The following is a 26,653-nucleotide window of genomic DNA, read 5'->3' on the forward strand; positions in this document are numbered from 1 at the left end:
ACCAAAACCGACAACCTCAAAGTCACCACCGCCTTCCCCACCACCGCGGACAACACCTTCCAAGGCGCAACCTCCACCATCGCCTTCGCCTTCACCGGCACCCAACGCACCGAAACCACCAAGTAACCGCCAAGCCCCGCCGGGTCTGATCGGTTACCTTTCCCCCAGCCCGATCAGGCCCGGCGAGAATAAACTCCAACGGCCCCGACACGCTTATGCAGATGGCGTATCGGGGCCGTTGGCCTTTTGTTGGGATCAGGTGCTCCACGGGCTTGGTGACAACCAGTATGCACACCGGGGAACCTCTGGGAGTCTCCACCCTCAGAGGCTTCACGACGGCGGGTGTCGCGACGCTGCAGGCCACAAGGACGGCATCAGTGGCGTACGTTTCACCACCGGAGGTTTCGACGCCGGCGGCCCGGCCGCCGATGTTTTCAGCCAGACGGGTAGCTGACCCGCCAGGCATTTGACCTCAGCGGTGTGTGCCACTCAGGTAACGCTGAATGGTGGGGGCAATTTCAGCCACCAAATCGTCATGGGGACGGTCGGCAATTGCGGGGAACCTGACCACAAACCGCGCCATGGCTACTCCCAGCAGGTGTGAAGCAGCAAGCGAGATCAGTTGCAGCTGTCCGTCGGCAAAAGGGCCAGGAGCTACACCCTCCAGGACGCGCGCCATGAGGACTTCCCGCAGCATGGCGGCGGCCCGCTCCGATGTTGTCGCCGACCGGATCAAAGCATGGAGGATCGGCCGTGTCTCCGCGTCCTCCCACAGCCTCAAATAGGTATCAGTCACCCGGATACCACGCTGGGCCGGGTCGCCGTCAGAGAAGGCCGCAGACATCCGTGCCGGGATGGCGGTTCGGTCAGCAACAGTGTGGGCAAACAAGGTCTCTTTGTCGCCGAAGAAGTGCCGGATCAAGGCTGGATCCACGCCCGCACGCGTGGCAATGGCCCGAATTGATGCGCCGTCGTACCCAAGTTCCGCGAAAAGCTCCTTGGCGGCATCCAGTATGGCGTCCCTGGTTCCGCTGTCTCCAGAGCGACGTCCGGTGGGACGTTTGCGGGCAGTTATTCCTTCGGCAGTAGTCACGATTTCAGATTACTCCACAAATGGGGATTTCCTCAGCCGTGGAATTAGTCTTACACTGACAGCATCACCATCTGAAGGGATCTGTCATGAGCACCGCCACACCCTCCCAGCCGCACACCAAATGGGCCGCCGCGGCACTCATCGGTGTCGTCGCTTCTGTCCTGCTGGCAGTAGTTGTCCTGGCGTTTCTTTGGCCCAGCAAGACATCGCAGACCCACAACCTGCCGGTCGGCATTGCAGGGCCCGAAGCCAGTGTCACAGCACTCAAAAATGCCGTGGGCGCCAGCGGAACGTTCGATTTCGTCAGCGCCGGCGACCGCGCCGATGCTGTTCGGCAAATCGAATCCCGTGAAACATACGGGGCAATCGTGCTGGGCGCCGGGACCACCCCGCCCGAGGTTCTGACCGCTCCGGCCGGCAGCGCCGCGGCAGCCCAGATACTCACCGGCGTGGCAGCACAGCTTCAGGCGCAGGTCTCGCAGCAGGTCGCGGCGGCAGGAGGAAATCCGGCTGCCGTCAAGGTCGCCGTGACACCCGTCGTCCCCTTGTCATCAAGCGACCCCAGCGGAGCCGGCCTGGCTTCGGCATCATTCCCGCTGGCCATAGGGGGCATGATCGGCGGCATAGTGATTTCGCTGCTTGTTGTGGGAGCAATGCGCCGGCTGCTCGCCGTGGCAGGCTTCGCCGTCGCCGCCGGACTGGTCATCGCTTTCATCATGCAAACCTGGTTCCAATACCTTCAAGGCGACTTCTTGACCAACGCCCTGGCCATGGGATTGACGATGCTCGCAACATCCGGCTTCATCATCGGCTGCACCTCGCTGCTGGGCCGTGCCGGAATCGCGATCGGTTCCGTTTTGACCATGTTCATCGGAAACCCGCTCTCCGCTGCCGCAACCCCTTGGCAGTTCCTCGCTGAACCGTGGGGCGCGATTGGACAGTTCCTGGTTCCAGGAGCCTCAGGAACGCTCATCCGGACGCTCAGCTACTTCCCAAACGCCGATAGCTCACAGCAGTGGTGGACCTTGGGCGGATGGGCCGCACTCGGTATTGTCCTTACCCTCGTGGGGCATTTCCGCAGCCGCCCCGGCATGCACGTGCCGGAATCAACCATCGAACATCCAACAGAAGTCCGTCACGCGGCCGTCTAGGAGCCGGAGCCGGCCGGCCTGTCCTGAAGTTCGCCTTCCTCGGGATCGTCCGCAGACCTGACGTCGTTGCGGATAATGCCAAGTTCCTCAAGCCGGGCAGACATTCCGGCGCCATCCGGAGCATGGATCCACGGCACCCCGGGCGTGGGCTGGCCACCGGACTTGGACCGGCCGCCCGCCAGGACGGCTTCACCGGCGGACAACTGGCGGATTGCGATGGCCCTGACATTCTCCGGGTGGCGCTGGGCGAACTCCGAGTAGATGGCCTCGTCATGCTGCCCGTCGTCGCCCACCAGCAGCCATTTGATCTTGGGGAATTCCTCCGCGAGGCGTTCCAGCGAAGTCCGCTTATGCTCCTGGCCGCTGCGGAACCAGCGGTCAGGAGTGGGACCCCAATCGGTCAGGAGCTTGGGACCGGCAGGGTACAAATTGCGGGACAGGAAGCGCGAGAGTGTCGGTGCCACATTCCAGGCGCCAGTGGACAGATACAGCACGGGCGCGGTTGGGGCGGTCCTGGCGATCCGCTCGTACAACACGGCCATGCCGGGCGTGGGGGTCCTCGCATGTTCGTTAAGGACGAAAGTGTTCCAGGCTGCCAGGAAGGGACGCGGCAGCGCTGTCACCATCACGGTGTCGTCGATGTCGGAGACCACACCAAAGTCGGCGTCGTCCGCGACGATCTCCATGGGCGCCTCCACTGTTCGGGAGTTGCCGGACTGCAGCGTAATGGTGTGCCAACCGGCGTCGAGGACTACCGGAATGCGCGCGTCCACCACTCCGCCGCGGTCAGCGACGACGTCATGAACCTCGCCGTTGATGGTCACCTTCACTTTGGCGTGGGCAACGGGGGCGCTGGTGAAGTTGCGCCAGCCGCGCATGCTCTCCTGCAACGGATTTGCGTGGCCGGCGGCGTCCCGGGGGTCGCTGCGGACTACACGGGCAAGGACCCGGACCCAGGACGTGCTGCCGTACCCCGTGTAGGGAATGACCGTTTCCACCCGACCCCGCCGGATCGCCAGCCGGGTCTGAAATCTTAGCCACGCGTCGTCGAGCCTCATGGCGATATGGCGGGCCTGCTCGCGGGGCGGCGTCAGACTGCCGCCCTTGCCGACGTGGGACGTGGGGCGCGGCTTTGCGGGACGGAAAGACATACGTCCAGTCTTCCACGACCCACCCTCAGCCCTCATTCCGTTGACGTAACGCAGGTCACGCCGTATGATTTATGAATCGATTCAAGACGAGTTCTTGTTCTTTGCCAACGACGCCGGAGGAGTAAAGCGACGTGACCGTCATGCACCGGAGGGACACCCTCCCAGCCCCTAGCGACAACGTCGCCCACAAAGACCCGAAGAAGGCCGCAATGAGCGGCTGGATCGGCAGCGCACTGGAGTACTACGACTTTGCCTTGTACTCACTGGCTGCAACGCTCTTGTTCCCCACCATCTTCTTCCCCACCGACAACCAGACGGCGGGCATCATCGCATCCCTGGCGACTTACGCCGTCGGCTACGTCTCACGACCCCTCGGCGCCGTGGTCCTGGGTGCTTACGGCGATAGGCACGGGCGCAAGAAGGTCCTCGTTTTCGCGATGCTGCTCATGGGCTTCGCCACCTTCGCCGTCGGCCTGCTGCCGACCTACGGACAGGTGGGCCTTCTTGCCCCGGTCCTCCTGGTAATCCTCCGCCTCATCCAGGGCTTCGCCGTGGCCGGTGAACTGGGCGGCGCGAGCGCGATGATCGTGGAGCACTCCCCCGACGCCAGGCGCGGATTCTTTGCCAGCTTCAGCCTCCAGGGCACACAGGTGGGCTCGATCCTGGCCACCGCCGTCCTGATTCCGCTCGCAGCCTTGTTGCCGGACGAGCAGTTCCATTCCTGGGGTTGGCGGCTTCCGTTCCTGCTCAGTGCAGTAGTAATCCTGGCTGGATACATCATTCGCCGCCGCGTCACGGAACCACCGGCATACGTGACGCAGGCCGAGTCCGCGCCACGTCGCCGCTTCCCGCTGGTAGATCTCCTGCGCACCCACCCGTGGGTCATGGTCCGCTGCATCGCCATGACCTTCACCAATGTCATCGGCATGGCCACGCTGATTTTCGGAGTCTCGTTCGCCACCCAGAAGGGCTACGGGATTGGCTTCTCCAGCAGCGAGTTCCTGTGGGTGACCATGGCGGCCAACGTCACCGCTGTATTGACCATCCCCGCATTCGGGGCACTGTCCGACAAGATCGGCCGACGCGCCTTGATGGTGGCCGGTGGAATCGCCGGCGGACTCCTGACCGTGGGCTACCTCTGGGCCATCGAACAGCGGAGCCTGCCCTTGGTGTTCGTCTGCGTCGTAATTGTGCAGGGCATCCTGTTCCAGATGTGGAACGCTACGTTTGCCACGTTCTTCCAGGAGCAGTTCCCCATGCGCATGCGCGTCACGGGCTTCGCCGTCTCCCAGAACATCGGTCTCATGATTGCCTCGTTCTTCCCGAGCCTCTTCACGGCGATCGCCCCTCCGGGTTCGGCCAACATCCCCATGGTCATCGGGCTGACGACGCTTGGCATCTGCGTTGTTTCAGCTGTTGCCACCCTCATGTCCTCGGACACCAAAGGTAAGACGCTCGAGGAACTCGAAGCGCGCTGAACCGGCGAAGCGCGGCCAGGCGGCAGAGCGCCGGCTAGGCGGTCCTGCCCAACGCAAAGTCGATCAGCACTTCGGCGGCCCCCCGCGCTTGCCCCGCGGCCTCGGGCGATCCGGCGATTGCCGCCGTCGTCTGTGCACCCTCGGCCAGGATTGAAAGCTGGGGCGCCAGATACGGCGGCGCACCGGCTTCGGACGCCAGGCCTGCGACGTATTCCTGGAAAGATTCCTTGTGTTTACGCGCGTAGTCGGCAACTTCCGGGCTGACGGCGCCCAGCTCGGCGAAGCTGTTGATGAAACCACAGCCCCGGAATGAGTCCTGGCAGAACCATCCGGCGAGGTAGTCGAAGATGGCAAGGAGCTTGGCTCGCGGATCCGCGGCCTGCCGCACCGTGGCATCCAGCCCTTCGGTCCAGGACTGGTGCCGCCGCTCCAGGACGGCCATGACGATGCTGCTTTTTGACGGGAATTCCTGATAGAGCTTCTTCAGTGAGACACCAGCGGCCGTCCGTAACTCGTCCATTCCCACAGCCTGGATACCTTTGGCGTTGTAGAGCCCGTCAGCTGTCGCGACGATGCGGTTACGGGCCTCCGAAATATCCATGTGCCAATACTACTTGAAATGAGAACGATCGTTCTATAGGATTTGGAAGCAGAGAGAGAACGATCGTTCTCTACTTCGAGAAAAGGGAAACAGAATCATGGGCTTCATCAAAGTCGGAACTGAAAACACCACGGACATCGAGCTCTACTACGAGGACCACGGCTCGGGCCAGCCGGTTGTCCTGATCCACGGTTACCCCCTTGACGGTGCTTCCTGGGAGAAGCAGACCGCTGCCCTCCTCAACGCCGGCTACCGCGTCATCACCTATGACCGCCGCGGATTCGGCAAGTCCAGCAAGACCACCACCGGGTATGACTACGACACCTTCGCAGCAGACCTCAACACGGTGCTGGAAACCCTCGATCTGCAGAACGCCGTTTTGGTGGGCTTCTCCATGGGCACCGGCGAAGTTGGCCGCTACATCGGCACCTACGGCGAGGCCCGCGTAGCCAAGGCCGTGTTCCTGGCATCGCTGGAGCCATTCCTCCTGCAGACAGACGAGAACCCCACCGGCGTTCCCTCTTCGGTGTTCGACGGCATCCGCAACGCCGCCATCGAGGACCGCTACTCCTGGTTCACCAACTTCTACAACGACTTCTACAACACCGACAACTTCCTCGGAAACCGGCTCAGCGAAGAGGCACTGCGCAACTCCTGGAACGTCGCTGCCGGCTCGTCCTGGTACGCCTCGTTCGCTGTGGTTGACACCTGGCTGACCGACTTCCGCGCCGACATCGAAAAGGTCACCGTTCCGTCCCTGATCGTCCACGGAACCGGCGACCGCATCCTGCCCATCGACTCCACCGGCCGCGAGTTCACCAAGCGCCTGCCCTCAGCCGAGTACGTCGAGATCGAGGACGCACCCCACGGCTTCCTCTGGACGCACGGCGCCGAGATCAACGAGATCCTGCTCGGCTTCCTGGCCAAGTAGCGCTTACAGGCGGGCTGCTTAAATCACGACGGCGGCGGGTCACCGAAGGTTCCGGAAGGAACCGGACGTGACCCGCCGCCGTCGTGTTTAGTACTTGGAAAAGAACGGGGAGTATTGCAGGTAGATTTGGAGTCCCCGGGCGTCACCGGAGACTCCGGTACAGGTCCTTCGCATGGTCCATAGGTTCATCGGTTCGCAACGTTCCTGCGTCAGCCCCATCTCCGCTGCAAGCGATTGTGGCGCCTGAGGTGGTTTGACGTTGACGGTCATTATCCGGGAACAGCCTCCCGAACCACAGCGAGTGCTGACAGCTCCCGCTTCGCTGGGCGACGGAATGGCAAGGAACGACGAGTCGTCGGGCACCGCACCTTCGTCGATGGCAGTCCACAAAATGGAGCCAATCCACGCCATCAGTAAGATTCCAACAGCCACTGCGAAAAGGCAGCCGCCGCGCTGACGAGTCACCATGTATTCCCCCAAATCGAAGTTCCCAGACTACATGGCACGCGTCCCGGCTCAGGGTTGGGAACTTACAACTCCGTGAGCGAACCGTCGTGGTCCAGGTTCAGTACAAGGTCCAAGTCCAGGCGGCCCAGGAATTCGTCGTCGTGGCTTACCAGGATCACGGCGCCACGGTAGGCGTTCAGCGCTTCCACCAACTGGTCCACGCTTTGGATGTCCAGGTTGTTGGTGGGCTCATCCAGAATCAGTATCTGGGGTGGCGGATCGGCGAACAGTAACCTGGCCAGCGAAACCCTGAAGCGTTCCCCACCTGACAGGGTGTGTACGGGCCGGTAGACGCTGTCGCCCCTGAGCAGGAACCGCGCCAACTGGTTTCGGACCTCGCCTTCGGGGACGCTGGGCGCAGCCGCCTGGACATTTTCCAGCGTGGTGGCGGCCTCGTCCAGGCCATCGAGCCGCTGCCGCAGATAGCCCGCACGCCCGGTGAGGAGTCGACCACCTGCGGTGACGGATTCGACGCCGTCACTCTCCTCAGCTTTGTCGCTCAAGGACCCGCCGCTGACCACACGTTCGAGGAGCGTTGTCTTTCCCACCCCATTCGCACCGATGATAGCCACCCGTTCCGGCCCCTCCACCAGGAAGGCACGATTGGTCCCGCGTAATTCGGCAATACGCCGTCCACGGGGAACGTCCGGATCCGGAAGATTCAGGCTGATCCGTTCCTCTTCCCTGATCCTGGAGGAGGCCGCGTCCAGTGCCGCCTGGGCGGAATTCACCTTGTCGTCCGATCCCGAACGCAACTTCCCTGCGGACACCTGGGCGTCGGAGGCCCGCTGATTCATAAGAATCTTGGAGCCCTTCTTGTTGTCGTAGCTGCTTTGACCGGTCCTGGCGCGCTTGGCCAGCTTCGCTTCAGCTTCCTGACGTTGGCGCTTCTCGATCTTCACGGTCTGCTTGGCTGCTTGGGCTGCCTGAACCGCTGCGGCCTGTTGCTCTTCGATGTGGGACCGCCAGGCGCTGTAGGGCCCTCCGAAGACAGTGAGTTCCCCGGCATGAAGTTCCGCGGTGTTGTCCATCAGCTCAAGCAGGGCGAGGTCGTGGCTGACCACCACCAGCGTTCCCGGCCAGGAAGTGATGAGACTGGAGAGTTTGGACCGGGCTCCCCTGTCCAGGTTGTTCGTTGGCTCGTCCAGCAGCGTTACTGCCGTCCGTTGCAGCCGAAGACCCGTGATGGCGACCAACATGGCTTCGCCACCCGAGATTTCGCCAACGTTCCTGTCCAGGTCCGTGCCTGAGAAGCCGATGTGACGCAGGGACTCGTCCGCGCGGGTTTCGATGTCCCAGTCATCACCCACGATCTCAAAATTCTGCACCGAGGCGTCCCCGGATTCGATGGCCCGCAACGCCCTCAATTTATGGCCGATACCGAGCAGGTCCGCCACGGTCGAGTCGGTGATGAGGGTCAGTGTTTGCGGAAGGTAGCCAACGTCGCCGTTCGTACTGATCCGGCCACTCGTCGGACGGAGAACGCCAGCAATAAGGCGCAGCAGTGTTGATTTTCCAGCACCGTTGGATCCCACCAGGCCGGTGCGGCCCGTTCCGAATGTTCCGGAGATGCCAGCGAGGGCAGCGGTACCGTCGGGCCATTGAAGGCGTACGTCGGTCAGGGTGATGGACGGGTTCTTGGTTGCAGACATGATGTTTCCAGGGCTCCAGTGATTTCAGCGAATGCGCTGCAAGCACCGGTCCGAAAGGACATCAGCTGCGTGTCAGCGCGTGGTTTGCGTCGCGAAACCTTGAATGCCCGTCAAAACATCGGCCTAACACTGGGGAACAGAGGAGTCCAGTCTCACAAAAGATGGCGTTTTAAGGCAAATCCTCGGACGTCGGCACAACTACGATCTTTCCGCGTGTATGGCCTTCCATGTTCAGCCGGAAAGCAGCGGCGGCCTCAGTCAGCGGGAAAATTTCCGCGACCTCCACCTTGAGCTTGTGCGCGTCCACCAGGTCAGCCAGTTCCTGCAGCTCAGCACCGACGGGGTTGACCCACATCCAGGTGCCGCCGTGTTCCTCGACATCGCTGTCGGCAATGGAGGCGTGCCGGCCGTTTTCCGTCAGCACCTCCAAAGTTGTTGAGAGGTTGCCGCCCACGAAGTCCGCAACGACGTCGACGCCTTCGGGTCGAAGGGCCCGCACCCTCTCCGCCAGTCCGTCTCCGTAAACAACGGGCTCGGCTCCCAGGGAGCGGAGGAAATCATGGTTCTTCTCCGACGCGGTGGCAATAACGTTCGCGCCGAGTGCTTTCGCGATTTGGATGCCGAGGGAGCCCACACCGCCGGAACCGCCGTGAATCAACACGGTCTCGCCTTCCGCGAGTTCAAGGCGCCTGAGCACCTGGAAGGCCGTCAAGCCGGCAAGAGGCAAGCCTGCGGACTCATTCCAATCCAGGGTCGATGGCTTGCGGGCCAGGAGCCGTTCCGGGAGCGCAATGTACTCAGCAAAGCTGCCGCCATGGACGTAGTCCTTCCGGCCGTACGCAATCACCTCATCACCGGGCTGGAAATGCGGAGCATCGATACCCGTGGACTCCACCACACCGGCAACGTCCCACCCGGGAATGGCCGGAAACTGGATGTCCATGAGGGGGTCGAGGTACCCGGCCATGATCTTCCAATCGACCGGATTCACCGAGACCGCCTTGACCTTGACCAGCACCATGCCCGGCCCAACTTTCGGCATTGGCTGCTCGGTCAGTTCGAGGACGTCCGGATTTCCGTATTTGCTGTAGGTTATTGCCTTCATGTGAGCGTCAACTGTCATTTGTGCCGGGCTATTCCTGGCGGGCTGTTCCTCCGGAGGGAGGCCTCAGTCGAAGAACCCCACGATGTAACCGATGAAGTAGAGCATGGACAGCAGGACGAAGATGCCGATGATCGACATCCACAAAACCTGGGTGCCTTTCCTCGGGCCGCCCTCGTCATGGCCCTGCGGACCCGCTGTGGATGATTCGCCGGGCGGGGTCTCGCCCGGCGGCACTCCCCCGCCGGGTTCCAAACCTGTGATCTTGTCCTCGTACGGGTCGGGATTGGGTCCTGACACGCTCACTCCCCTGGTAGCAGTGGTGACGCTTTGACCCAGAGTATCGAACCACCCGGCCAAGACCTACAGCAGCCTTATTAATTCGGCGAGGGTGTCAGCCCCGCCCCCAGATGGCGTCCCGCGTCACCGTCCGCAAGCGATACAAAGAGGTAGTGGCCGTGATGTAGAGATCACGCCCGTCGGGACCACCGAAGCAAAGATTCGAGACTCTCTCCGGAAGTTCGACGGCGGCCAGCAGCCCGCCGTCGGCCGAGTAGACGCGCACCGACGCGCCTGCGGAAGTCCATACGCGACCCTCAACATCGACGCGGAAACCGTCAGAAGCCCTGTCTTCCTCGAGCTCCACGAACGTCTTCCCGGCCCCGCACGCGCCGTCCTCCACCGGATAGGCGGCGATCCGGAACGGTACCCCACGGGAAGGCCCGGCAGTATCCGAAACGTACAGCAGCGATTCATCCGGCGAGAAAGCCAGCCCGTTCGGGTGGATGAGGTCCGTGATCACAGGGGTGAGTTCCTCGGTTGCGGGAGCGAACCGGAACACATGGCAACCACCGTATTCCTGCTCGCCTTCGTGGCCCTCAACGGTGCCAAGCAGGATTCCGTACGGAGGGTCGGTGAACCACACCGTTCCGTCGCTGGCGACCACAACATCGTTGGGCGAGTTGAGCCGGTGCCCACCGAACGAATCGACGATCGGCGTCACGTCGCCGTCGTCGTCCCGCTCCACTCGCCGGCGGCCGTGGCTGCACTGCACCACGCTCCCGTCCCGATCGAGCGTCCGGCCGTTGGTGTATTCGACGGCGGTGGCGTACTCGCGCGTAGCGCCTGTGGCGGGATTGAACTCGAGAATGCGGTTGTTCGGGATGTCACTCCAGCGAACTGTTTGCGATCCCGGGATCCAGACAGGCCCTTCGGCCCACACGGTGCCTTCGAAGAGCTTCTCCAGATTGCCGGTGATCAGTTCATCCATGCGTTCGAGACTAGTCCTCCACAGGTCCCGCTGCGGCGTTTGCCTCTGCTGGGGTGTCGGTGTTCGCCCTTTGAGCTGCGGGCATCGCAAGCACGGCCACCACAGTGAGCACGGCGCTGACGAGCACCGCCACGAAGACCGCCGCAGAAGCGTTCACGGTGGTTTGCGGATCAGGGCCACTGGCGGGGCCGCCTGCGTAGATGGCGTTGGCGATAGCGCCAAAGACCGCTACACCCAGGGCGCTGCCGATGGAACGGGCAAAGAGGTTGGTCCCGGTCACTACGCCGCGTTCGTTCCATTCCACGCTCGACTGCGCGGCAATCAAGCTGGGGGTCGCAACCAGCCCGAGTCCCAGGCCGACGATAAAGCAGGCCAGCGCCACCAAAACCACATTGGGCGACGACGCCGTAAGGGCAAGCACCGCTGCACCGGCCACCGAGATGGAAATTCCGATCAGCGCCGTCCGCTTGAACCCGATCCGGAGGTAGAATCGGCCGGCTTGCGACGCACTGATCGGCCAGCCCAAGGTCAGGGCAGCCAACGCAAGCCCGGCCAGAATCGGGGAAGTCTTCAGGGCACCTTCGAGGAACGTTGGGACGTAGGAAGTCAGGCCAAGCATGACCGCGCCAACGCCAAAGGAGATCAGGGCCGTGGTTGCGAGCAGCCGCCGGGACAGCACCCACGCGGGCAGGACCGGCTCCGCCGCCCTCCGCTCAGCCAGGACAAACGCGCCCAACAACAAAGTACCCACGGCAAAGACCGTGATGCTGACGGGCGAGTTCCATGCCCACGCCTGGCCGCCCTCCAACGCACCGAGGATCAGCAGGCTCAAGGACACCGTCAGCAGTCCGGCGCCCAGGTAGTCGATCCGGTGCTTGGCACGTTCAACGTTTTCGTGGAAGCTCCGCACCAACATCCACCCGGCCAGGAAGCACAACGGGATGTTGATCAGGAAGATCCAGCGCCAGATCCCCAAAGACGCAAAGACGCCGCCCAAGGTTGGCCCCACCACGGAGGAAATGGCCCATACGCTGGCCAGATAACCCTGGACTTTGGCACGCTCGGCAAGGGTGTAGATATCACCGGCGATCGTAATGGCCACAGGCTGCACCGCCCCGGCCCCCAGACCCTGAAGCACCCGGAAGGCAATGAGCGCGGGCATGCTCCACGCCAGCCCGCACAGGATTGAGCCCAACAGGAACAATCCGATGCCGCTCAGGATGATCGGCTTTCGGCCGAGGACGTCGGACAGTTTGGCGTAGATCGGCACGGAAACGGCCTGCGCCAGCAAGTACGCCGAGAACAGCCAAGGGAAGGAACTGAACCCGCCGATGTCCTCAACAATGGACGGAACAGCCGTGGCAACGATCGTTGAATCGATGGCCACCAGGCCCGTGGAAAGCATCAGGGCAATGAGGATGGGTCCACGCCGGGAACGGAACCCGACGCCGTCGGCAGTCTCTGTTGTCATCTGTCTCGTTCCCCGTCGTCATCTCGTTGCGTTCGTGTTCTGGGTCCAGCCCCAAATGACGTAACCGCGTTGCTGATGGAATTAGTCCCGGTGGTCGGAGTTGCCACCATTTTCATTTTTAACTGGTTAGTTAATTAACCAAACGGTAAAGTAGGCATATGGAGACTTCAGCATGAACGGCGGGGCAAGCGTGCTGGATGCGGCTTTTGCCGCTCTTGCGGATCCGACGAGGCGGGCGATCCTGTCCACCCTCGCCCAAGGCGACGCTACGGTTTCTGAATTGGCAGCACCTTTTGCCATGTCACTCCCGGCGGTATCGAAGCACCTGAAGGTACTTGAGGCCAGCGGGCTCATTTCCAGGACCCGAAGCGCCCAGTTCAGGCCGTGCCACTTGGAGCGGGCCGTTCTTGATGAGGTTGATGACTGGATCCAGGAGCATCGCAAGGTGTGGGACGAACGCCTGGACAAGCTGGATGAGCACCTCAAAAACCTCCAAAGAGGCGAGGAAGGCCGGGATGGCAAGTAATATCAAGGACGCTGAAACAGGGCTGAGTTTTGAAAGGGTCTTCGATGCCCCGCCGGAACTGGTCTTCGCATGTCTGACACAGCCCGGGCACCTCTCTCATTTTTGGGCACCACTCGGGGCCAGCACACCCGTGGAAGAAATTCACATCGATCCGCGCCCCGGCGGGCGTTTTGAGACGCTCATCGTCAACGACAGCTCAGGGGCGAGCTACGCGACTCGTTCGGTTTTCCTCGAAGTTCAGGCGCCCTCCAGCCTCGTTTGGCACGAAGAACATACGGGCATGACCGTCCGCATCACCCTCGAAGCGCTTCCAGAGGAGAAGACGCTCTTTCGACTCCACCAAACGAACGTGCCCGACGAGGTCAGGCTCCCCCGGAACCAAGCCGGGTTCAAAACAACACTCGACAAGCTCGCAGACTATGTCCACTACCTGGCGCACGGAGGTCAGCAATGATTACCACGACATCACTCGACGGCACCACACTGGCAATCGACACCACCGGCACAGGACCTGCCCTCATTATCGCGGCCGGGGCCTTCTGCGACCGGCAATCCAAAAAGGGTCTGGCGGCGTTGCTCAGCGATCGATTCACTGTCCACGAGTACGACCGCCGTGGCCGAGGCGACAGCGGCCCACTTGGCGAAGTCTCCGTCGAGCGTGAAATCGAAGACCTCGCGGCCGTGGTTTCCCGGATCGATGGAGAACCCTTCATTTTCGGAGACTCGTCCGGAGGCGCACTGGTTATCGCTGCCGCGTCAGCCGGGCTCCAATTCCGCAAGATTGCCGTCTACGAGCCACCCTTCACTCCCGGACCCAGCTCTGCGTTGGCCGACCAGCTCGCCTCCCTGATAGCCGCGGGCGACCACTCACGGGCGGTGGAACTTTTCCTGGGACTTATGGGAACACCTGAGCAGGCAATCCTCGGGATGAAACAAGGACCCTATTGGGGACACCTCGAAGCCCTGGCCCACACCCTGCCCATCGACGTAAGGCTCTGCAACGACGGGCAAATCCCGGCAGAGCAACTTGCCCGGATCGAAGCCCCTTTAGTGGCCATCGCCGGCAGCAACAGCCCGTGGGCCGTCGATGTCGTCACGGCAATCGCCGACCACGCACCCCACGGGGAATCGCGCATCATCACTGGCCACGGACACGCCGTGCCTGACGAAACTCTCAGCGAGGTACTCACCACCTGCTTTGAGGCCGAAACGGACGCTTAGTCTGCGGGATGTTGCGTGTGACAGGGAGGCCGGGTGTTCATCTGACAGGATGGCTGAATGAGCGTAGGCGAGTTGACCAGGGATTCGATGCTGTCCCGAAAGGGCCTGCCGGTCCCGGGGCGGGGGTTGGAGATAACTGTTCCCGTTCCATCGGAGCGGCTGCAGAATCTGGTGGAGCTGGCCCGAACGGTGTGCGGGCAACCGGTGACGGCCATCAACATCATCACCGACGACCTGCAGTACCAGGTTGCCACCGCAGGACTTGAGCCGTATTTGTGCAGCCGCGAGGATTCGATGTGCGCCGTCGGCTTCCAGAGCGGCACCTCCACGGTCCTGGAAGATGCGTCCCTTGATCCCCGGTACAGCGGCAACCCGTTCGTCGACGGCCGCCAAGGCGCCATCAGGTTCTACGCTTCCATCCCGCTTGTCAGCGATGACGGGTTCGTCCTCGGCACGCTTTGCGCCGGGGCAAGGGAAACCGGCCGCATCAGCGACCGGCAACGCCAAGACCTGGAAATCCTTGCAGCCGAAGTCGTTGAAGCCCTGGCCCTGGAACATCGGGCGCGGGAATTGGCCAGCGCACTGGCTGAAGCCCAGCGCAGCAACGCCCTGCTGGCAGAGTTCGCCGGACGCATCAGCCATGACCTGCGCAATCCCCTGACCTCCATCCTCGGCTACGTCGAATTGAGCCAGATGGTGGCCGAAGACGCCCCGGATGCGAAGATCGCCCACTATTTGGATGTCGTGGCCAATTCCGGGCAAAGGATGTTGAGCATGGTCGAAGACGTCCTTGCCTACGCCACCATCGGCGGGGATGTCCGCCCTGCCCCGCTCTCGCTCAAGGCCCTGGTGGCAGACGTGGCTGAGGACTTGGCCTCAAGCCTTGAGGCAAGCGGCGCTTCAGTGGACTGCGAGGAACTGGTCTTCAGTGCCGATCCCGTCCAGATGAGGGTTCTGCTCCAGAACCTGATCCATAACTCGGTCTCCTACAGCAGGCCCGGAGCTTCCCCGGTCATCCATGTCACGGGCGAGCGGACGGACGACGGCGCAGCCCTGCGTGTCATCGACAACGGGAAGGGAATCAGCGAAGCCGACCGTGGTCGGGTCCTCGATCCGCTGGTCCGCCTTCACCGGGAAGACGACCCGCCCGGAACCGGTCTGGGCCTGGCAACTTGTGCACGGATAGTGGCCGCAGCCGGCGGGCGGTTGGAGATCGGTTCGGCACCAGGCGCCGGGACCGTGGTAACCATCCACCTTGGCAGCGGCAGCTGACCGGATCCCCCTACCTGGTCAGCTCCAACCCGTTAACGACGGCGGCGGGTCATCTTAGGCTCCGTGAGGAACCAAAGATGACCCGCCGCCGTCGTAATTCAGTAAGTACCTAGTCGTTGATCAGGTCGTGAACAACGATGGTCTGGTCGCGGTCCGGGCCGACGCCGATGGCCGAGAAACGCGTGCCGGAAAGCTTCTCGAGGGCCAGCACGTAGTTGCGGGCGTTCTCCGGGAGATCCTCCAGCGTGCGGGCGCCGGTGATGTCCTCGGTCCAGCCGTCGAAGTACTCGAAGATCGGTACTGCGTGGTGGAACTCGGTCTGCGTCATGGGCATTTCGTCGTGGCGCACGCCGTCAACGTCGTAGGCGACGCAGACCGGGATCTGTTCGATACCCGTGAGGACGTCCAGCTTGGTGACGAAGTAGTCCGTGAAACCGTTGACGCGCGAGGCGTGGCGGGCCAGGACGGCGTCGTACCAACCGCAGCGGCGGGGACGGCCGGTGTTGACACCGAACTCGCCACCGGTCTTCTGCAGGTACACGCCCATCTCGTCGAAGAGTTCCGTGGGGAACGGGCCGGCGCCAACGCGGGTGGTGTACGCCTTGATGATGCCGATGGACCGCGAGATACGGGTGGGGCCAATGCCGGAGCCAACCGAGGCGCCACCGGCTGTGGGGTTGGACGACGTGACGAACGGGTAGGTGCCGTGGTCCACGTCCAGGAACGTTGCCTGGCCGCCTTCCATGAGCACCACCTTGCCCTCGTCAAGGGCGTTGTTCAGTTCAAGGGTGCTGTCGATGACCAGCGGGCGCAGGCGCTCGGCGAAGGACAGGAAGTACTCCACGATCTCGTCAGCAATGATGTCGCGGCGGTTGTAGACCTTGACCAGGAGCTCGTTCTTCTGGCGCAGTGAGCCTTCCACCTTCTGGCGGAGGATGGACTCGTCGAAGACGTCCTGGACACGGATACCCAGGCGGGCAACCTTGTCCATGTACGCAGGCCCGATGCCGCGGCCCGTGGTGCCGATGGCGCGGCTGCCAAGGAAGCGCTCGGTGACCTTGTCCAGCACCTGGTGGTACGGCGCAACGAGGTGGGCGTTGGCGGAAACGCGCAGGCGGGAAGTGTCCGCACCGCGGGCCTCGAGGCCATCGATCTCCTGAAAGAGAGCCTCCAGGTTCACCACGCAGCCGTTGCCAATAATGGGAATTGCGTTGGGGCTCAGGATGCCCGCGGGAAGGAGCTTCAGCTCATACTTCTCACCGCCAACAACCACGGTGTGCCCGGCGTTGTTACCGCCGTTGGGCTTGACCACGTAGTCAACGCGGCCACCGAGCAGATCGGTTGCTTTGCCTTTGCCTTCGTCGCCCCACTGGGCTCCGACGATCACGATAGCGGGCATGGGATCCTCCCCCATTCTTTCGGGCAAGACCCAGCCGGATGACCAGGACTCGACGCCGTACATGAGAACGCCCCGATGCTTACAGGTGCAGCCTGCCCGAGGACAAGGCGTACGCAAGAGTTTCGGGGCTCTTACCAGCCAAGTTTAGCCGATGGCAACGGTTTCTCTGGTGTTTGGCAGGCGTTGGCGTGGAGTTGTGGATAAGTCAAGGTACTGCCAACGCGGCAGGACCGGCCGACGAACTGCCCAGGTGCAGGCTCAGCAGGCCCGCACTGTCCACCAGCCCCACACGGATCGCAGAGACGTTGTATTCCCCCACCGCCGCCGTAACATCCGCGGGCTTGGTGCCCGGCCAGCTTTGATCGGGCTGAACGTTGACATTAATGGCAACCAGGGTGCCGACTGCTGTCAGGACAGGCCCGACGGCGTTGATCACCGGCGTGATGAGCAACTGGAGGCTTGTGCCCAGGTTGCTCACCAGATCCGCGTTGAAGAGTGTGGATTTCGCGATGAAGCCTGTGGTTGTCAACGCGGTTTGCACGACCCCGTTTGCACTGGTCGTCAGAGTTGTCAGGAGAGTGTTGAGCAACGCCGCCACCGCTCCGCCGCCACCTAGCACTTCGACGGAAACCTCAGGCCCAGGGGCTGTGCCGCCGGCAAATTGGGCGAGACTTGCCGGGCCGGTTTTGACCGTAATCTTGGCCAGAGGGGTACCCACGATCGGAGCCCGCAGATCAATGACGGTGGTGGATGCCAGCTTCGTACTTCCCAACGCCGAGTTGAGGGCGTCGAGCACCTCCGTCTTCCACGAATCCAACAGGTTGGTGACTCTGGTGGTCACGGCGGCGGTCATGGTCGCATCCAGTACAACGGCGTGGTTTGGTTCCATGCCATTCAACCCCGTAGTGCCACCCGTCAGCGAGGCGATATTCACCTTCACTGTGCCGGTTCCCAGGTTGATGGTGACGATTCCATCGCTGATTGTCTTGGTCATCAGTGCCGTCACGCCGCTGAGATCAGTGGTCAAGGAAGCAGTCGTGTTGTAAGACCCCACGGCCAAAACACCCAGAAGGGGATTGACGATTCCCTTGATGCCATCGTTGATCTGGTTGACCAGACCGGTGGTACCCAGGAATGTGTTCAGTTGCGCTGGAACTGCCCCCACCAACGTGGCACCCTGCGTGGACAGAGTCCCGACGGCGGGAATGGCGGCGTTGAGGTCCAGCCCGGCTATCCCGTACTGGCGCTGGACGGTAGGGGTGGTGTCCAGCATCGGCCAGCCGTTGGTCATGACACAGGCATCAACTGCCGAGGACGAAGCAAGCGCACCAATATCCAGCGTCACCCCTGACAGGGAAGCCGGAACGATGTTTCCCAAGGAAATACTGGCCGACTTCGGCGCGGTGGCAGCCCCCTGTGAGGTCCCTGCAACATCCACTGCACCGGTCTGGTCGGACACCAGACCAGAAGCTCCGTGGGCCTGCCCGCTCTTCTGCGAGCGCGCCCACTGTGTGTAAGTACCCAGCCCGCCCACCGGAGCTCCGAGCCCCAGCCCAACGTTAACGGGGCTGCTGCCCAGTGCCGTGACCGGGATTTTGGTGACGTAGGCATCGGTGGTGCCGGGTACGAGGACTGCTGAGACTGGCGTCGGCGTGGCGGCAGTGCCGTTATTCAGCACGGTCAGCCCCTGGACGCCTGCCACGGTGTCCAGATTGGTGTTCAGCACTGTGCCGTGCAGTTCCCTGGCCCATGCCTGGTTGGTGAACATACTGTTGGTGCTGCAATCGCCCGGCGAACTCACTCCGACGGCGCTTTTCACCCATTCGCTGTCCGTCCACGCTGCGGTGGTCAGGCCGGTGGTGGCAGCCAGGGCGATGGCTGAAACTGCTGCGACGAGGATCGAGCGGCGTGGATGGTTCAGGAACGCCCGGCGAACCAGCGAGCCCCGGGCCGTCATGCGCCCTGCCCCGTCGTTTCGCGCGTGTCCTTAGTTTGACGCAGCTCCCTAGTTTCACGCGGGCGCTTCAGCAACGCCAAGACGGCCGTTCCCAGGAGGAGCAGCGCACCACCAGCGAACAGCGCCGGGAGGGACGAGGCACCTGTGTTTCCAAGGGGTTCTTTGCTTCCGCCATCGGACACCGGTGGCAGCGAAGGTGAGCTTCCGCCGTCATCGTCCCCCATGGCGCTGATCCCGATCCCCAAGGTGAGCGTCGAGTCCCGGGGAGGAGCGGCGTCGGCTGGTCCGGCCAGGGTGAAACGGAGGTACGGCGATGTGCCGGTCCGGAGGTTGCTGAGCGGTATCCGGACACCTTGGTTCCAGTCGTTGAGGCGGGTGGACGAAATCCGGGGCGTTGAGCCGCCGGGGCATTCCAGCTGCTGGTTCAGCCCGCTGTCGCCCTCCCAGGGGGTGGGACATTCGTCAACGGCGATGGCGTACCCGTTGGCTGCGGCCAGGCTGCCTGCGGCTGTGAGTTGGAGGGCGGATGTAGCCTCCGGCTTGTCCAGCGACAACCCGATTTGCCACACATACGAATCCCCCGGCCCCAGTTGCGGGAACTTCAGCGGGTACACGGAAGAGGAAAGCCACAGGAGTCCGGGGGTCCCGTTCTCGGGTACGGGGATGAGGTTGTCGGCGGCCTGCGCGGGGACGGCACCGGCCAGCACACTCACGACGACGGCACACACCGCCGCTGCGGGCCTCACCGCCCGGATCCACTGCTTCACGACTTCTTCACCTCCCTGTTGACACCACACCTTTGTGACGGGCAGCCCGTTTGGGCCAGTAGGCCCACACAACAAGAGCAGCGACCGCCATGGTGGCGGCGCCGATGAAACCTGGCCCCCTCATGGCCATCACCCAGGAACCCACCGCAGGAACGGTTGCCAACACCTTTTGGGCGGTCTCCACCTGGTACGGCAGCGGATCCTCCGAGCTGTTCGCATCGCCCTTGAGCCGCAGCGACGCGCCCGTGCCGGAGGGTTCCACCGACACCACGCGGTGGGTGACCAGGACACCGGATTCTGAACGCTTGACGGACACGACGTCACCCGGGACCAGTTCCGCCGCCGACACCTGCACGGTGAGGGACAGCGCTCCCACTGGATAGACGGGCTCCATGGATCCGGTCCTGAACACCACGAACGATGCTTTGTAGGCGAATCCCAGGACCAGCGCCAGAATGCACACCAGCCCCAGGACGGCCACCAACGTCAGGGCAATCTCACGGGAGACCTTGAGGATGCGGGATAAGACGGCCCAGAAGCCCGCCCCTCCTAAGGCAGGGGCCGAAGGGGGCAATGGGGACGAGCTTCTGGTCCGGGTCAAGGGCTCTGTCACAGAGCCGTGTTACGAGCTGACGATGCTGGTGAACCTCCACAGCGGAACCGTCTGCTTTCCCTGCAGGGTCACGTCAGTCACGGCGGACGGGAGCGTGATGGCGAAGCAAACATTCACTGCCGCGCCGGCCGTTGTGGCATCGACACCCTTCGGCAGGGAGATGGCCGTGGCGGAAACGGTGGTCAGTGGAACGCTCGTCGCAGCGGAACCGACGATGTCCGTGCCGCCGGTCAGGGTGCCTGCGGCACAGTTCGCCGGGTTCACGCCCTGGACCGCGCGGTAAGTCAGGGCGTTGTACAGCGCCAGGGAATTGGTGGTGGTGTCCACTGCGTTCCCGCCCAGCTTGACTGCCTCAGCCAAGGTGGCCGTGAGGGCTTCGGAACCCGCTGCGGCGCGCAGCTGCATGGGCGCATACGCCGTATCTCCGGGCTTCAGCGCGGCAGAGATGGCGCCGAAGGTCAGTGCACCATCGGTTGCCGAGCTCGGCACCGTGGGAATGTTCGGCTTGTCGCTCCACGCATCGGCGCCCGAGCCGTTGGTGTTGCTGAAGGTGTTCTGCTCCATGTGATAGGTCAGCGTGCCCGGGCCATTGTCCCCACCGGAATTACCGAAGACCCATTCATTGTCCGTCCAAGCGGCCAGCGTGAACGCGGCCCCCACGCCCAGGACAAGCCCTCCCGCAAGAAGCGCGCGAACTTTTGTTGCCTTATTGGATGACGTCTTTGCGACCATTGTTTAACCCCCACGGTTGACGATGCTGAGCTGGTGGGGAGGCCGAACGGTTTCCCCCGAAACCAGTGGTTTCACCGTCATTATCCGGGGAAGGAAAAGCACCCCCGGGCGGAGGTGCACTTTAGGGTTAACGGAAGCTTTCGACGTCGGTGCGGAGCACCTTGGGTGCCTTACCCACCAGCCACGAAGCGGAGGGCTGCCTCGGCGTAAGCGGGCCACTCGGAGCGCGAGCTGAAAGGCACTTCCACCCAGTCCTTGAACGGCCGGTTCATGCCGGACGGATCAAAAAGCACGGCTCCCGGAAGAGCGAGGGCGTGCGCATGCTCGGCGGTCTCCTTGCCCAGTTTGAACACCACCTTGTCGCCGTTCAGGCAGGCCAGCGCCTTCTTGTCCAGCATGAGCGAGCTGGCGCCGAACATCTTCCCCATCACCACTCCGGCCGCCGCGAGCTCCGCGCCCAGCTCCTGGAAAGCGGTAACGGCGGCAGCGGGCGATTCTTGTTTCTCCATACCGGGCATCTTGCCGGAAGGTTGGCACCGGCGTCGAGAGTCGAGATGCCCGACACGTTTCCCGGCAACACGCCGGGTCGCATTCGATGGCGCGCCGGAGCGGACCCCGCTGGGGTCCTAAGTCCGGTAAGGTTAGTTAGCCCCCAACAGCACCCTTTGAGGTTTGGCTGCGGCATGCCCGCGGCGCCTTGGAACGGTGCGCTGTAACACCTAGGAGACCTAACCCCTGATGCAAGAACTGGCGACTGAATCACCCGAAGAAATCCTCTGGAACCGCCGCTACGAACCGCACATCGCTGAGGTCAACGAGCTCTGCGACTCCATCAAGGATCAGAAGCCGGGCAGCGAGGTCCTCTACATCGACCCCGCCCACAGCATGGATGACTGCCGCATCGTCAGCCTTTTCTCCAATCAGCGCACCACTACCGGCGAAGGTTTCATCACTCCGGGCGACGAAGAAGCAACGACGCGCATGCTCGGCATGCAGTGGCAGCTGGGCCTCCGTCCCGAGCTCATGATGCCGTGGAACGCGTACCCCTGGATCGAGCCCAACGAGGAACCGGGCAAGCTCACACCGGCCAACATCACAGAGGGCCTCAAGCCGCTCCTGCGCCTCCTCCAGCTCCTGCCGCGCACCTCCGCCCTGGTGGCACACGGCAACGAAGCCCACCGCCTGGCCGACCAGCTCATGAAGGCTGCACCGGCCAGCATCGCCCGCCGTGGCTTCAAGACCTTCAAGGTCCGCTCGCTCGGTGGCCGCTCCTTCGCCGGCACCCCGGCCCGCCAGCAGGAATACCTCGACGCCATCCACGGCGCCTACGCCGAGGCCATGGCCCGCACCGGCATTCCCCGCAAGTCCTAACCCCACCCAACTGAGTAACAGCAAACGCTCCACTGACGCTTCAATAGAGCACGTGCTGTCACCTACTTGGGCGGTTTAACCACGACGGCGACCCTCACCTTTCTGGTGAGGGTCGCCGTCGTTGTTGGGTGCTTGTGTTGGGGTGGAGGCGTTAGCCGACCAGCATGGTGCGGAGGTCCTTCAGGATCAACCGGGCGCCGGTGGGGCCGAGGCCCAGGAACCAGACGTCGTCGTTGACGGCTTTCGCCTGGCCGGCCTTGACTGCGCCGAGCTTGGGCCAGACAGCGCCTTCCACCACGGACTTTTCACCGGTGGCCGAGGGATCGCCGTAGCTGCTGTAGAAGATCCAGTCGGCGTCGCCTTGCTCAATATTCTCTGCCGAGATCTCGGCTGCGAGTTCATCGATGTCCTGGTTCTCCGGACGGGCCAAGCCTGCGTCCTTCAGGATGACGCCGATCAGGGACTTGTTCGCGTACAGGCGGATCTTGCCCGGCAGGAAGCGGACCAGTGAGATCTTGGGATCGCCCTTCACGTCGGCTTTGAGGGCGTCTGCTTCAACCTGGTAGTCATTGAGGGCCTTGACGGCTTTGTCTTCTTCGCCCAGGGATTTGCCCACGAGGAGGAAGTTTTCCTTCCACGGGAAGCCGGGGCGGATGCTGAATACTGTTGGCGCGATGGAGGACAACTGCTTGTACAGCTTGTCGGCGCGGAGCTTGCTGCCAAGGATGAGGTCAGGCTTGAGCGCAGCGATGGCCTCAAGGTTGAGGTCCTGGATGGTGCCCACGGACGCCACGTCCTTGACCTTGTCGGCCAGGTAGGTGGGAACAGGGTTGGCTCCTTCGGTGGTGGCCATGCCGACAGGGGTGATGCCGAGGGTCACCACGTCGTCCAATTCACCAGTATCGAGGACCACCACGCGGGCGGGCTTCTTCTCCAAGGTGGTCTCGCCGTTGGCGTGTGTCAGCGTGCGCGGGAAGACGCCGGGCGCGGCGTCGGTGCCAAGCTTGGCCGTTTCCTGGTCTGCAGTGGTGAATTTGGACCCGCCGGTGGCAACATCGGCGTTGCCGGCGCTTGAGCCAGAGCTTGCGCTGGTGCCGCAGCCCGCCACGAGGCCCACGAGCAAGGCAGCGCCGACCGCCTTCATGGCAAGCTTTCGCATACGGGAGCCCTTGGGCGGCTGAACTTCGAAATCGTCATTTTTCACTTGGTAAGGCTAACCTAATTAGGGCACACTTCCGTGACGTTATGACGACAGTCACAGAAGCCCCTCTTCTGTCCCTCTCCGAAATGGTCCCTGTCGTGTCCCAACTGATGGTTCCCGCTCCCAAGCTGCCAGCCGCCGAGCCAGCAACCACCGCTCCGTCAGCCGGCACCGCCCCGTCAGCCGGCACCGCGACACCCGGCGCCGGCGTCGTCAAAAGATCCGGTTGGCGGCTCCTCTTCCTGATCATTGCGGCGGCAGTCCTTCTGGGTGCCGTGGTCCTTAGCCTGGGCGTAGGGGCTAAATTCATTCCCCCGGCAACCGTCCTGGACGCGTTCGTCAGCCCCAAAGACACCGCGGATCACGCGATCATCCTGGAAAGCCGCTTGCCCCGAACACTGATGGGTATCGCCGTCGGAGTGGCGTTGGGCGTGGCCGGTGCGCTGATTCAGGCGATCACCCGGAATCCTTTGGCTGATCCGGGCATTTTGGGCGTCAACGCCGGCGCATCGTTTGCGATAGTGGTGGCCATCGGTGTTTTCGGCGTGGGTTCGCTCAGCGGCTACATCTGGTTCGCCTTTGCCGGCGCCATCCTCACGACGGCGGCCGTTTACCTGATTGGAACCTCGGGGCGGAACGTGGTGAATCCCGTCCGGCTGACGCTGGCCGGCGTTGCCCTGGGCGCCGTCCTCACCGGCATCGGCTCGGGGCTCACGCTACTGAACCCGAAAGCCTTTGATCACCTGCGCTCGTGGAGCATCGGCTCGCTGGATACCCGAAGCATGGAAGCGGTGCTGACAGTTGCGCCGTTCATGGGCTTGGGGCTGCTCGTGGCCTTGTTCTGTGTCCGGGGGCTCAATGCCGTCGCGCTCGGCGATGACCTCGCTACCTCCCTCGGCGCCAACGTCAACCGCACGCGCATCCTGAGCGTCGTAGCCATCACCCTGCTCAGCGGCGCAGCAACTGCCGGGGCCGGGGCCATCGGCTTCGTGGGGCTCATGATTCCGCACGTGGCCCGGTGGATCGTGGGACCGGACCAGCGTTGGATCCTGGCTACCACGGTGCTGCTCTCTCCCATCCTGCTGCTGGTATCGGACGTTGTTGGCCGGATTGCCGCACCGGGTGAGCTGCAGGTGGGCGTGGTGACCGCGTTCATTGGTGCGCCGGTACTCATTGCGCTGGCCCGGCGCCGAAAGGTGAGCGGGCTGTGAGCCGCCTGGACTCCGTCGATTTCGGGCGACCGGTTGCTGTGGTCCGCAACCGGTCGCTGAGCCTACGGTTCGATGTCCGCAGCATCCTCGTCTGCGTCCCGCTGATCCTTGCAGCACTCTCCGTCGCGGTTATCAGCTTGGCCACCGGCGACTACGAGGTCTCCGTACCGCAAGTCCTCCAAGCCTTCACGGGCGATGCTCCGGGACTCGCCCAGACCATCGTCATGGAGTGGCGTCTCCCACGGGTGTTGGCGGCGATGGTGTTCGGTGCGGCCCTGGGAATGAGCGGTGGCATCTTCCAGTCCATGACCCGCAACCCCTTGGGCAGCCCGGACATCATCGGCTTCAACACGGGCGCCTACACCGGCGCGCTGATCGTGATGTTGACGGTTGGCGGCGGCTACCTTGGCGTCGCAGCGGGAGCCCTGGTGGGTGGCGCCCTCACCGCCCTGGCCGTCTATTTGCTGGCCTACCGCCGTGGTTCCCAAGGCTTCCGGCTCATCATCGTGGGCATCGGCATCAGTGCGATGCTGGCCGCCCTGAATCATTGGCTCATCCTGCAGGCCGAGCTGGAGGCCGCCCTTGCGGCAGCCGTCTGGGGAGCCGGGTCCCTCAACGGCATCACGTGGGAGCAAGCGGCGCCTGCCGCCGTCGTGGTTCTTGTGGTTGGCTTGGCCACGCTCGCTGTGGCGCGCCGGATGCAGCTTCTGGAAATGGGCGACGACGCCGCACGCGCCTTGGGCGTCCGGGCGGAACCCACCCGTTTGCTGCTGCTGATCCTGGGCGTCGCGCTGACCGCGGCCGTCACTGCGGTCGCCGGGCCCATCGCGTTCGTTGCCCTCGCCGCACCCCAACTTGCCCGGCGGCTCACCCGGAGTGCCGGCATCACGCTGCTGCCCTCCGCGGTGATGGGCGCCTTCCTGTTGGTGTCCAGCGACCTCGCGGCCCAACGTCTCTTCGCTCCGATCCAGCTGCCCGTCGGCGTTGTGACGGTGTGCATCGGCGGTATCTATCTCGTCTGGCTGCTGGCCAGGGAAGCAAGGAAATCATGAGCCTCACCACTGCTGCGCCGCAGCTCCACGCCGAAGCCCTGACCATCGGCTACGAGCAACGCATCATCTCCGAGAACCTCAACGTGCGCATCCCCGAGGGGCAGTTCACGGTAATCGTAGGGCCCAACGCCTGCGGCAAGTCCACGCTTCTGCGCGCCCTCGCCCGGCTCATCAAGCCCCGCAGCGGACAGGTTCTGTTGGACGGTAAATCGGTGACATCCGTGCCGGCAAAGGAACTGGCGCGGCGGCTCGGGCTGCTCCCCCAGTCATCCATTGCTCCGGATGGCATCACCGTGGCGGACCTCGTGGCACGCGGCCGCTACCCGCACCAGAGACTGCTGCGGCAGTGGTCCGAATCCGATGAGATTGCCGTCCTTGACGCCATGGAGGCCACCGGTGTTTCGTCGTTATCCGGGCGGCTGGTGGATGAACTGTCCGGCGGCCAACGGCAGCGTGTGTGGGTGGCCATGGTGCTCGCCCAACAGACGCCCTTGATGCTCCTGGATGAGCCCACCACGTTCCTGGACATCGCCCACCAGATCGAGCTGCTGGAACTGTTCCGCGAGCTCAACCTGGACAAGGGCCACACCCTGGTGGCGGTGCTGCACGACCTCAACCACGCCAGCCGCTACGCAGACCACATCATCGCCATGAAGGACGGCGTGGTGGTGGCCGAGGGCGCTCCCGCCGACGTGATCACGGAGTCCTTGGTGGAGGAAGTGTTCGGGATGGGCTGCCGGATCATCGATGACCCCGTCACCCACACCCCGCTGGTGGTCCCGCTGGGCCGCCCGCGCCTACCCAACTAATATGTAGTTCGTTTTGTCAACGGGCGTGGGGAAGCGATCCCGGTTTGGTTCCGGGGTCGCTTCCTTTTTGGTCCGGGTCTCGGGGGGGCAGCGTGTCGTCGGCGACGGCGTGGTC

General features: G+C 63.3%; 27 protein-coding genes. 11 read left to right on the forward strand and 16 right to left on the reverse strand.

Going from position 1 to position 26,653, the window contains the following annotated elements; translation table 11 throughout:
* Positions 1 to 472: 472 nt before the first annotated feature.
* Positions 473 to 1,093 (reverse strand): TetR family transcriptional regulator, encoded by a 621-nt coding sequence (locus PJL15_RS20935; RefSeq protein ID WP_281453060.1) that lies wholly within the window; start codon positions 1,091 to 1,093, stop codon positions 473 to 475.
* Positions 1,094 to 1,179: 86 nt separating this feature from the next.
* On the opposite strand from PJL15_RS20935, the gene PJL15_RS20940 reads away from it, so the two are divergent.
* Positions 1,180 to 2,244, forward strand: a complete 1,065-nt coding sequence (locus PJL15_RS20940) for a hypothetical protein (RefSeq protein ID WP_281453061.1) — start codon at positions 1,180 to 1,182, stop codon at positions 2,242 to 2,244.
* Here the strand turns inward: PJL15_RS20940 and PJL15_RS20945 are convergent.
* Positions 2,241 to 3,395: an App1 family protein gene (locus PJL15_RS20945; RefSeq protein WP_281453062.1), complete on the reverse strand. Its 1,155-nt coding sequence runs from the start codon at positions 3,393 to 3,395 to the stop codon at positions 2,241 to 2,243. The two genes, PJL15_RS20940 and PJL15_RS20945, sit on opposite strands and share 4 nt — an antisense overlap.
* Before the next feature lie 131 nt (positions 3,396 to 3,526).
* Between PJL15_RS20945 and PJL15_RS20950 the strand changes: the two genes are divergently transcribed.
* On the forward strand, positions 3,527 to 4,873 hold the full coding sequence (locus tag PJL15_RS20950) for an MFS transporter (RefSeq protein WP_432443845.1): 1,347 nt from the start codon (positions 3,527 to 3,529) through the stop codon (positions 4,871 to 4,873).
* Between the two features lie 34 nt (positions 4,874 to 4,907).
* Here PJL15_RS20950 and PJL15_RS20955 read toward each other — a convergent pair whose 3' ends face one another.
* On the reverse strand, positions 4,908 to 5,474 hold the full coding sequence (locus PJL15_RS20955; protein ID WP_281453063.1) for a TetR/AcrR family transcriptional regulator: 567 nt from the start codon (positions 5,472 to 5,474) through the stop codon (positions 4,908 to 4,910).
* 97 nt (positions 5,475 to 5,571) lie between these two features.
* Here PJL15_RS20955 and PJL15_RS20960 point away from each other — a divergent pair, with 97 nt between their 5' ends.
* Positions 5,572 to 6,405 (forward strand): alpha/beta fold hydrolase, encoded by an 834-nt coding sequence (locus PJL15_RS20960; protein WP_281453064.1) that lies wholly within the window; start codon positions 5,572 to 5,574, stop codon positions 6,403 to 6,405.
* A gap of 87 nt (positions 6,406 to 6,492) precedes the next feature.
* On the opposite strand, the gene PJL15_RS20965 is transcribed toward PJL15_RS20960, so the two are convergent.
* From PJL15_RS20965 to PJL15_RS20990, 6 genes are all read right to left on the reverse strand, one after another.
* Positions 6,493 to 6,816: a hypothetical protein gene (locus PJL15_RS20965; protein ID WP_281453065.1), complete on the reverse strand. Its 324-nt coding sequence runs from the start codon at positions 6,814 to 6,816 to the stop codon at positions 6,493 to 6,495.
* 119 nt (positions 6,817 to 6,935) lie between these two features.
* Complete coding sequence (locus PJL15_RS20970) at positions 6,936 to 8,564, reverse strand: ABC-F family ATP-binding cassette domain-containing protein (protein WP_281453066.1); 1,629 nt, start codon at positions 8,562 to 8,564, stop codon at positions 6,936 to 6,938.
* A gap of 169 nt (positions 8,565 to 8,733) precedes the next feature.
* Entirely contained in the window at positions 8,734 to 9,669 is a 936-nt protein-coding gene (locus PJL15_RS20975; protein ID WP_281453067.1) for an NADP-dependent oxidoreductase, read from the reverse strand.
* Between the two features lie 63 nt (positions 9,670 to 9,732).
* Entirely contained in the window at positions 9,733 to 9,966 is a 234-nt protein-coding gene (locus PJL15_RS20980; RefSeq protein ID WP_281453068.1) for a DUF6480 family protein, read from the reverse strand.
* A 94-nt stretch (positions 9,967 to 10,060) separates the two neighbouring features.
* Positions 10,061 to 10,936: an SMP-30/gluconolactonase/LRE family protein gene (locus PJL15_RS20985; protein ID WP_281453069.1), complete on the reverse strand. Its 876-nt coding sequence runs from the start codon at positions 10,934 to 10,936 to the stop codon at positions 10,061 to 10,063.
* A 10-nt stretch (positions 10,937 to 10,946) separates the two neighbouring features.
* Positions 10,947 to 12,407: an MFS transporter gene (locus PJL15_RS20990; RefSeq protein ID WP_281453070.1), complete on the reverse strand. Its 1,461-nt coding sequence runs from the start codon at positions 12,405 to 12,407 to the stop codon at positions 10,947 to 10,949.
* Positions 12,408 to 12,579: 172 nt separating this feature from the next.
* Between PJL15_RS20990 and PJL15_RS20995 the strand changes: the two genes are divergently transcribed.
* The 4 genes from PJL15_RS20995 to PJL15_RS21010 are packed head-to-tail and all read left to right on the forward strand — an operon-like array spanning position 12,580 to position 15,426.
* Complete coding sequence (locus tag PJL15_RS20995; RefSeq protein ID WP_281453071.1) at positions 12,580 to 12,933, forward strand: ArsR/SmtB family transcription factor; 354 nt, start codon at positions 12,580 to 12,582, stop codon at positions 12,931 to 12,933.
* The gene (locus tag PJL15_RS21000; RefSeq protein ID WP_281453072.1) at positions 12,923 to 13,387 is read left to right on the forward strand and encodes an SRPBCC family protein; all 465 of its coding nucleotides are present in this window, start codon (positions 12,923 to 12,925) and stop codon (positions 13,385 to 13,387) included. The genes PJL15_RS20995 and PJL15_RS21000 overlap by 11 nt, the downstream gene beginning before the upstream one ends.
* Positions 13,384 to 14,154, forward strand: coding sequence for an alpha/beta fold hydrolase (locus tag PJL15_RS21005; protein WP_281453073.1), 771 nt, complete (start codon positions 13,384 to 13,386; stop codon positions 14,152 to 14,154). The genes PJL15_RS21000 and PJL15_RS21005 overlap by 4 nt, the downstream gene beginning before the upstream one ends.
* A 57-nt stretch (positions 14,155 to 14,211) precedes the next feature.
* On the forward strand, positions 14,212 to 15,426 hold the full coding sequence (locus tag PJL15_RS21010; protein ID WP_281453074.1) for a GAF domain-containing sensor histidine kinase: 1,215 nt from the start codon (positions 14,212 to 14,214) through the stop codon (positions 15,424 to 15,426).
* Between the two features lie 109 nt (positions 15,427 to 15,535).
* On the opposite strand, the gene PJL15_RS21015 is transcribed toward PJL15_RS21010, so the two are convergent.
* The 6 genes from PJL15_RS21015 to PJL15_RS21040 all read right to left on the reverse strand — a co-directional run bounded on the left by PJL15_RS21015 (position 15,536) and on the right by PJL15_RS21040 (position 21,403).
* Positions 15,536 to 16,825, reverse strand: a complete 1,290-nt coding sequence (locus PJL15_RS21015; protein ID WP_011773318.1) for an adenylosuccinate synthase — start codon at positions 16,823 to 16,825, stop codon at positions 15,536 to 15,538.
* 205 nt (positions 16,826 to 17,030) lie between these two features.
* Positions 17,031 to 18,782: a choice-of-anchor G family protein gene (locus tag PJL15_RS21020; RefSeq protein WP_281453075.1), complete on the reverse strand. Its 1,752-nt coding sequence runs from the start codon at positions 18,780 to 18,782 to the stop codon at positions 17,031 to 17,033.
* Entirely contained in the window at positions 18,779 to 19,549 is a 771-nt protein-coding gene (locus PJL15_RS21025) for an LPXTG cell wall anchor domain-containing protein (RefSeq protein ID WP_281453076.1), read from the reverse strand. Before PJL15_RS21025 ends, PJL15_RS21020 begins: the two co-directional genes overlap by 4 nt.
* Before the next feature lie 7 nt (positions 19,550 to 19,556).
* Positions 19,557 to 20,162 (reverse strand): signal peptidase I, encoded by a 606-nt coding sequence (locus tag PJL15_RS21030; RefSeq protein ID WP_281453077.1) that lies wholly within the window; start codon positions 20,160 to 20,162, stop codon positions 19,557 to 19,559.
* Positions 20,163 to 20,171: 9 nt separating this feature from the next.
* A complete protein-coding gene (locus PJL15_RS21035) occupies positions 20,172 to 20,894 on the reverse strand; it encodes a SipW-dependent-type signal peptide-containing protein (RefSeq protein WP_281453078.1) in 723 nt (240 codons plus the stop codon).
* 170 nt (positions 20,895 to 21,064) lie between these two features.
* The gene (locus tag PJL15_RS21040; protein ID WP_281453079.1) at positions 21,065 to 21,403 is read right to left on the reverse strand and encodes a hypothetical protein; all 339 of its coding nucleotides are present in this window, start codon (positions 21,401 to 21,403) and stop codon (positions 21,065 to 21,067) included.
* A gap of 229 nt (positions 21,404 to 21,632) precedes the next feature.
* Between PJL15_RS21040 and PJL15_RS21045 the strand changes: the two genes are divergently transcribed.
* On the forward strand, positions 21,633 to 22,265 hold the full coding sequence (locus PJL15_RS21045; protein WP_281453080.1) for a uracil-DNA glycosylase: 633 nt from the start codon (positions 21,633 to 21,635) through the stop codon (positions 22,263 to 22,265).
* A 151-nt stretch (positions 22,266 to 22,416) separates the two neighbouring features.
* On the opposite strand, the gene PJL15_RS21050 is transcribed toward PJL15_RS21045, so the two are convergent.
* Positions 22,417 to 23,424 (reverse strand): ABC transporter substrate-binding protein, encoded by a 1,008-nt coding sequence (locus PJL15_RS21050; protein ID WP_281453085.1) that lies wholly within the window; start codon positions 23,422 to 23,424, stop codon positions 22,417 to 22,419.
* Between the two features lie 152 nt (positions 23,425 to 23,576).
* Here PJL15_RS21050 and PJL15_RS21055 point away from each other — a divergent pair, with 152 nt between their 5' ends.
* The 3 genes from PJL15_RS21055 to PJL15_RS21065 are packed head-to-tail and all read left to right on the forward strand — an operon-like array spanning position 23,577 to position 26,538.
* Positions 23,577 to 24,677, forward strand: a complete 1,101-nt coding sequence (locus PJL15_RS21055) for an iron chelate uptake ABC transporter family permease subunit (protein ID WP_432443846.1) — start codon at positions 23,577 to 23,579, stop codon at positions 24,675 to 24,677.
* The gene (gene fepG, locus PJL15_RS21060) at positions 24,674 to 25,729 is read left to right on the forward strand and encodes an iron-enterobactin ABC transporter permease (RefSeq protein WP_281453082.1); all 1,056 of its coding nucleotides are present in this window, start codon (positions 24,674 to 24,676) and stop codon (positions 25,727 to 25,729) included. The genes PJL15_RS21055 and fepG overlap by 4 nt, the downstream gene beginning before the upstream one ends.
* Positions 25,726 to 26,538, forward strand: coding sequence for an ABC transporter ATP-binding protein (locus PJL15_RS21065; protein WP_281453083.1), 813 nt, complete (start codon positions 25,726 to 25,728; stop codon positions 26,536 to 26,538). The genes fepG and PJL15_RS21065 overlap by 4 nt, the downstream gene beginning before the upstream one ends.
* Positions 26,539 to 26,653 lie beyond the last annotated feature (115 nt).

The organism is Paenarthrobacter nitroguajacolicus (assembly GCF_029952445.1).
GTDB classification, from domain to species: Bacteria; Actinomycetota; Actinomycetes; order Actinomycetales; family Micrococcaceae; genus Arthrobacter; species Arthrobacter nitroguajacolicus_B.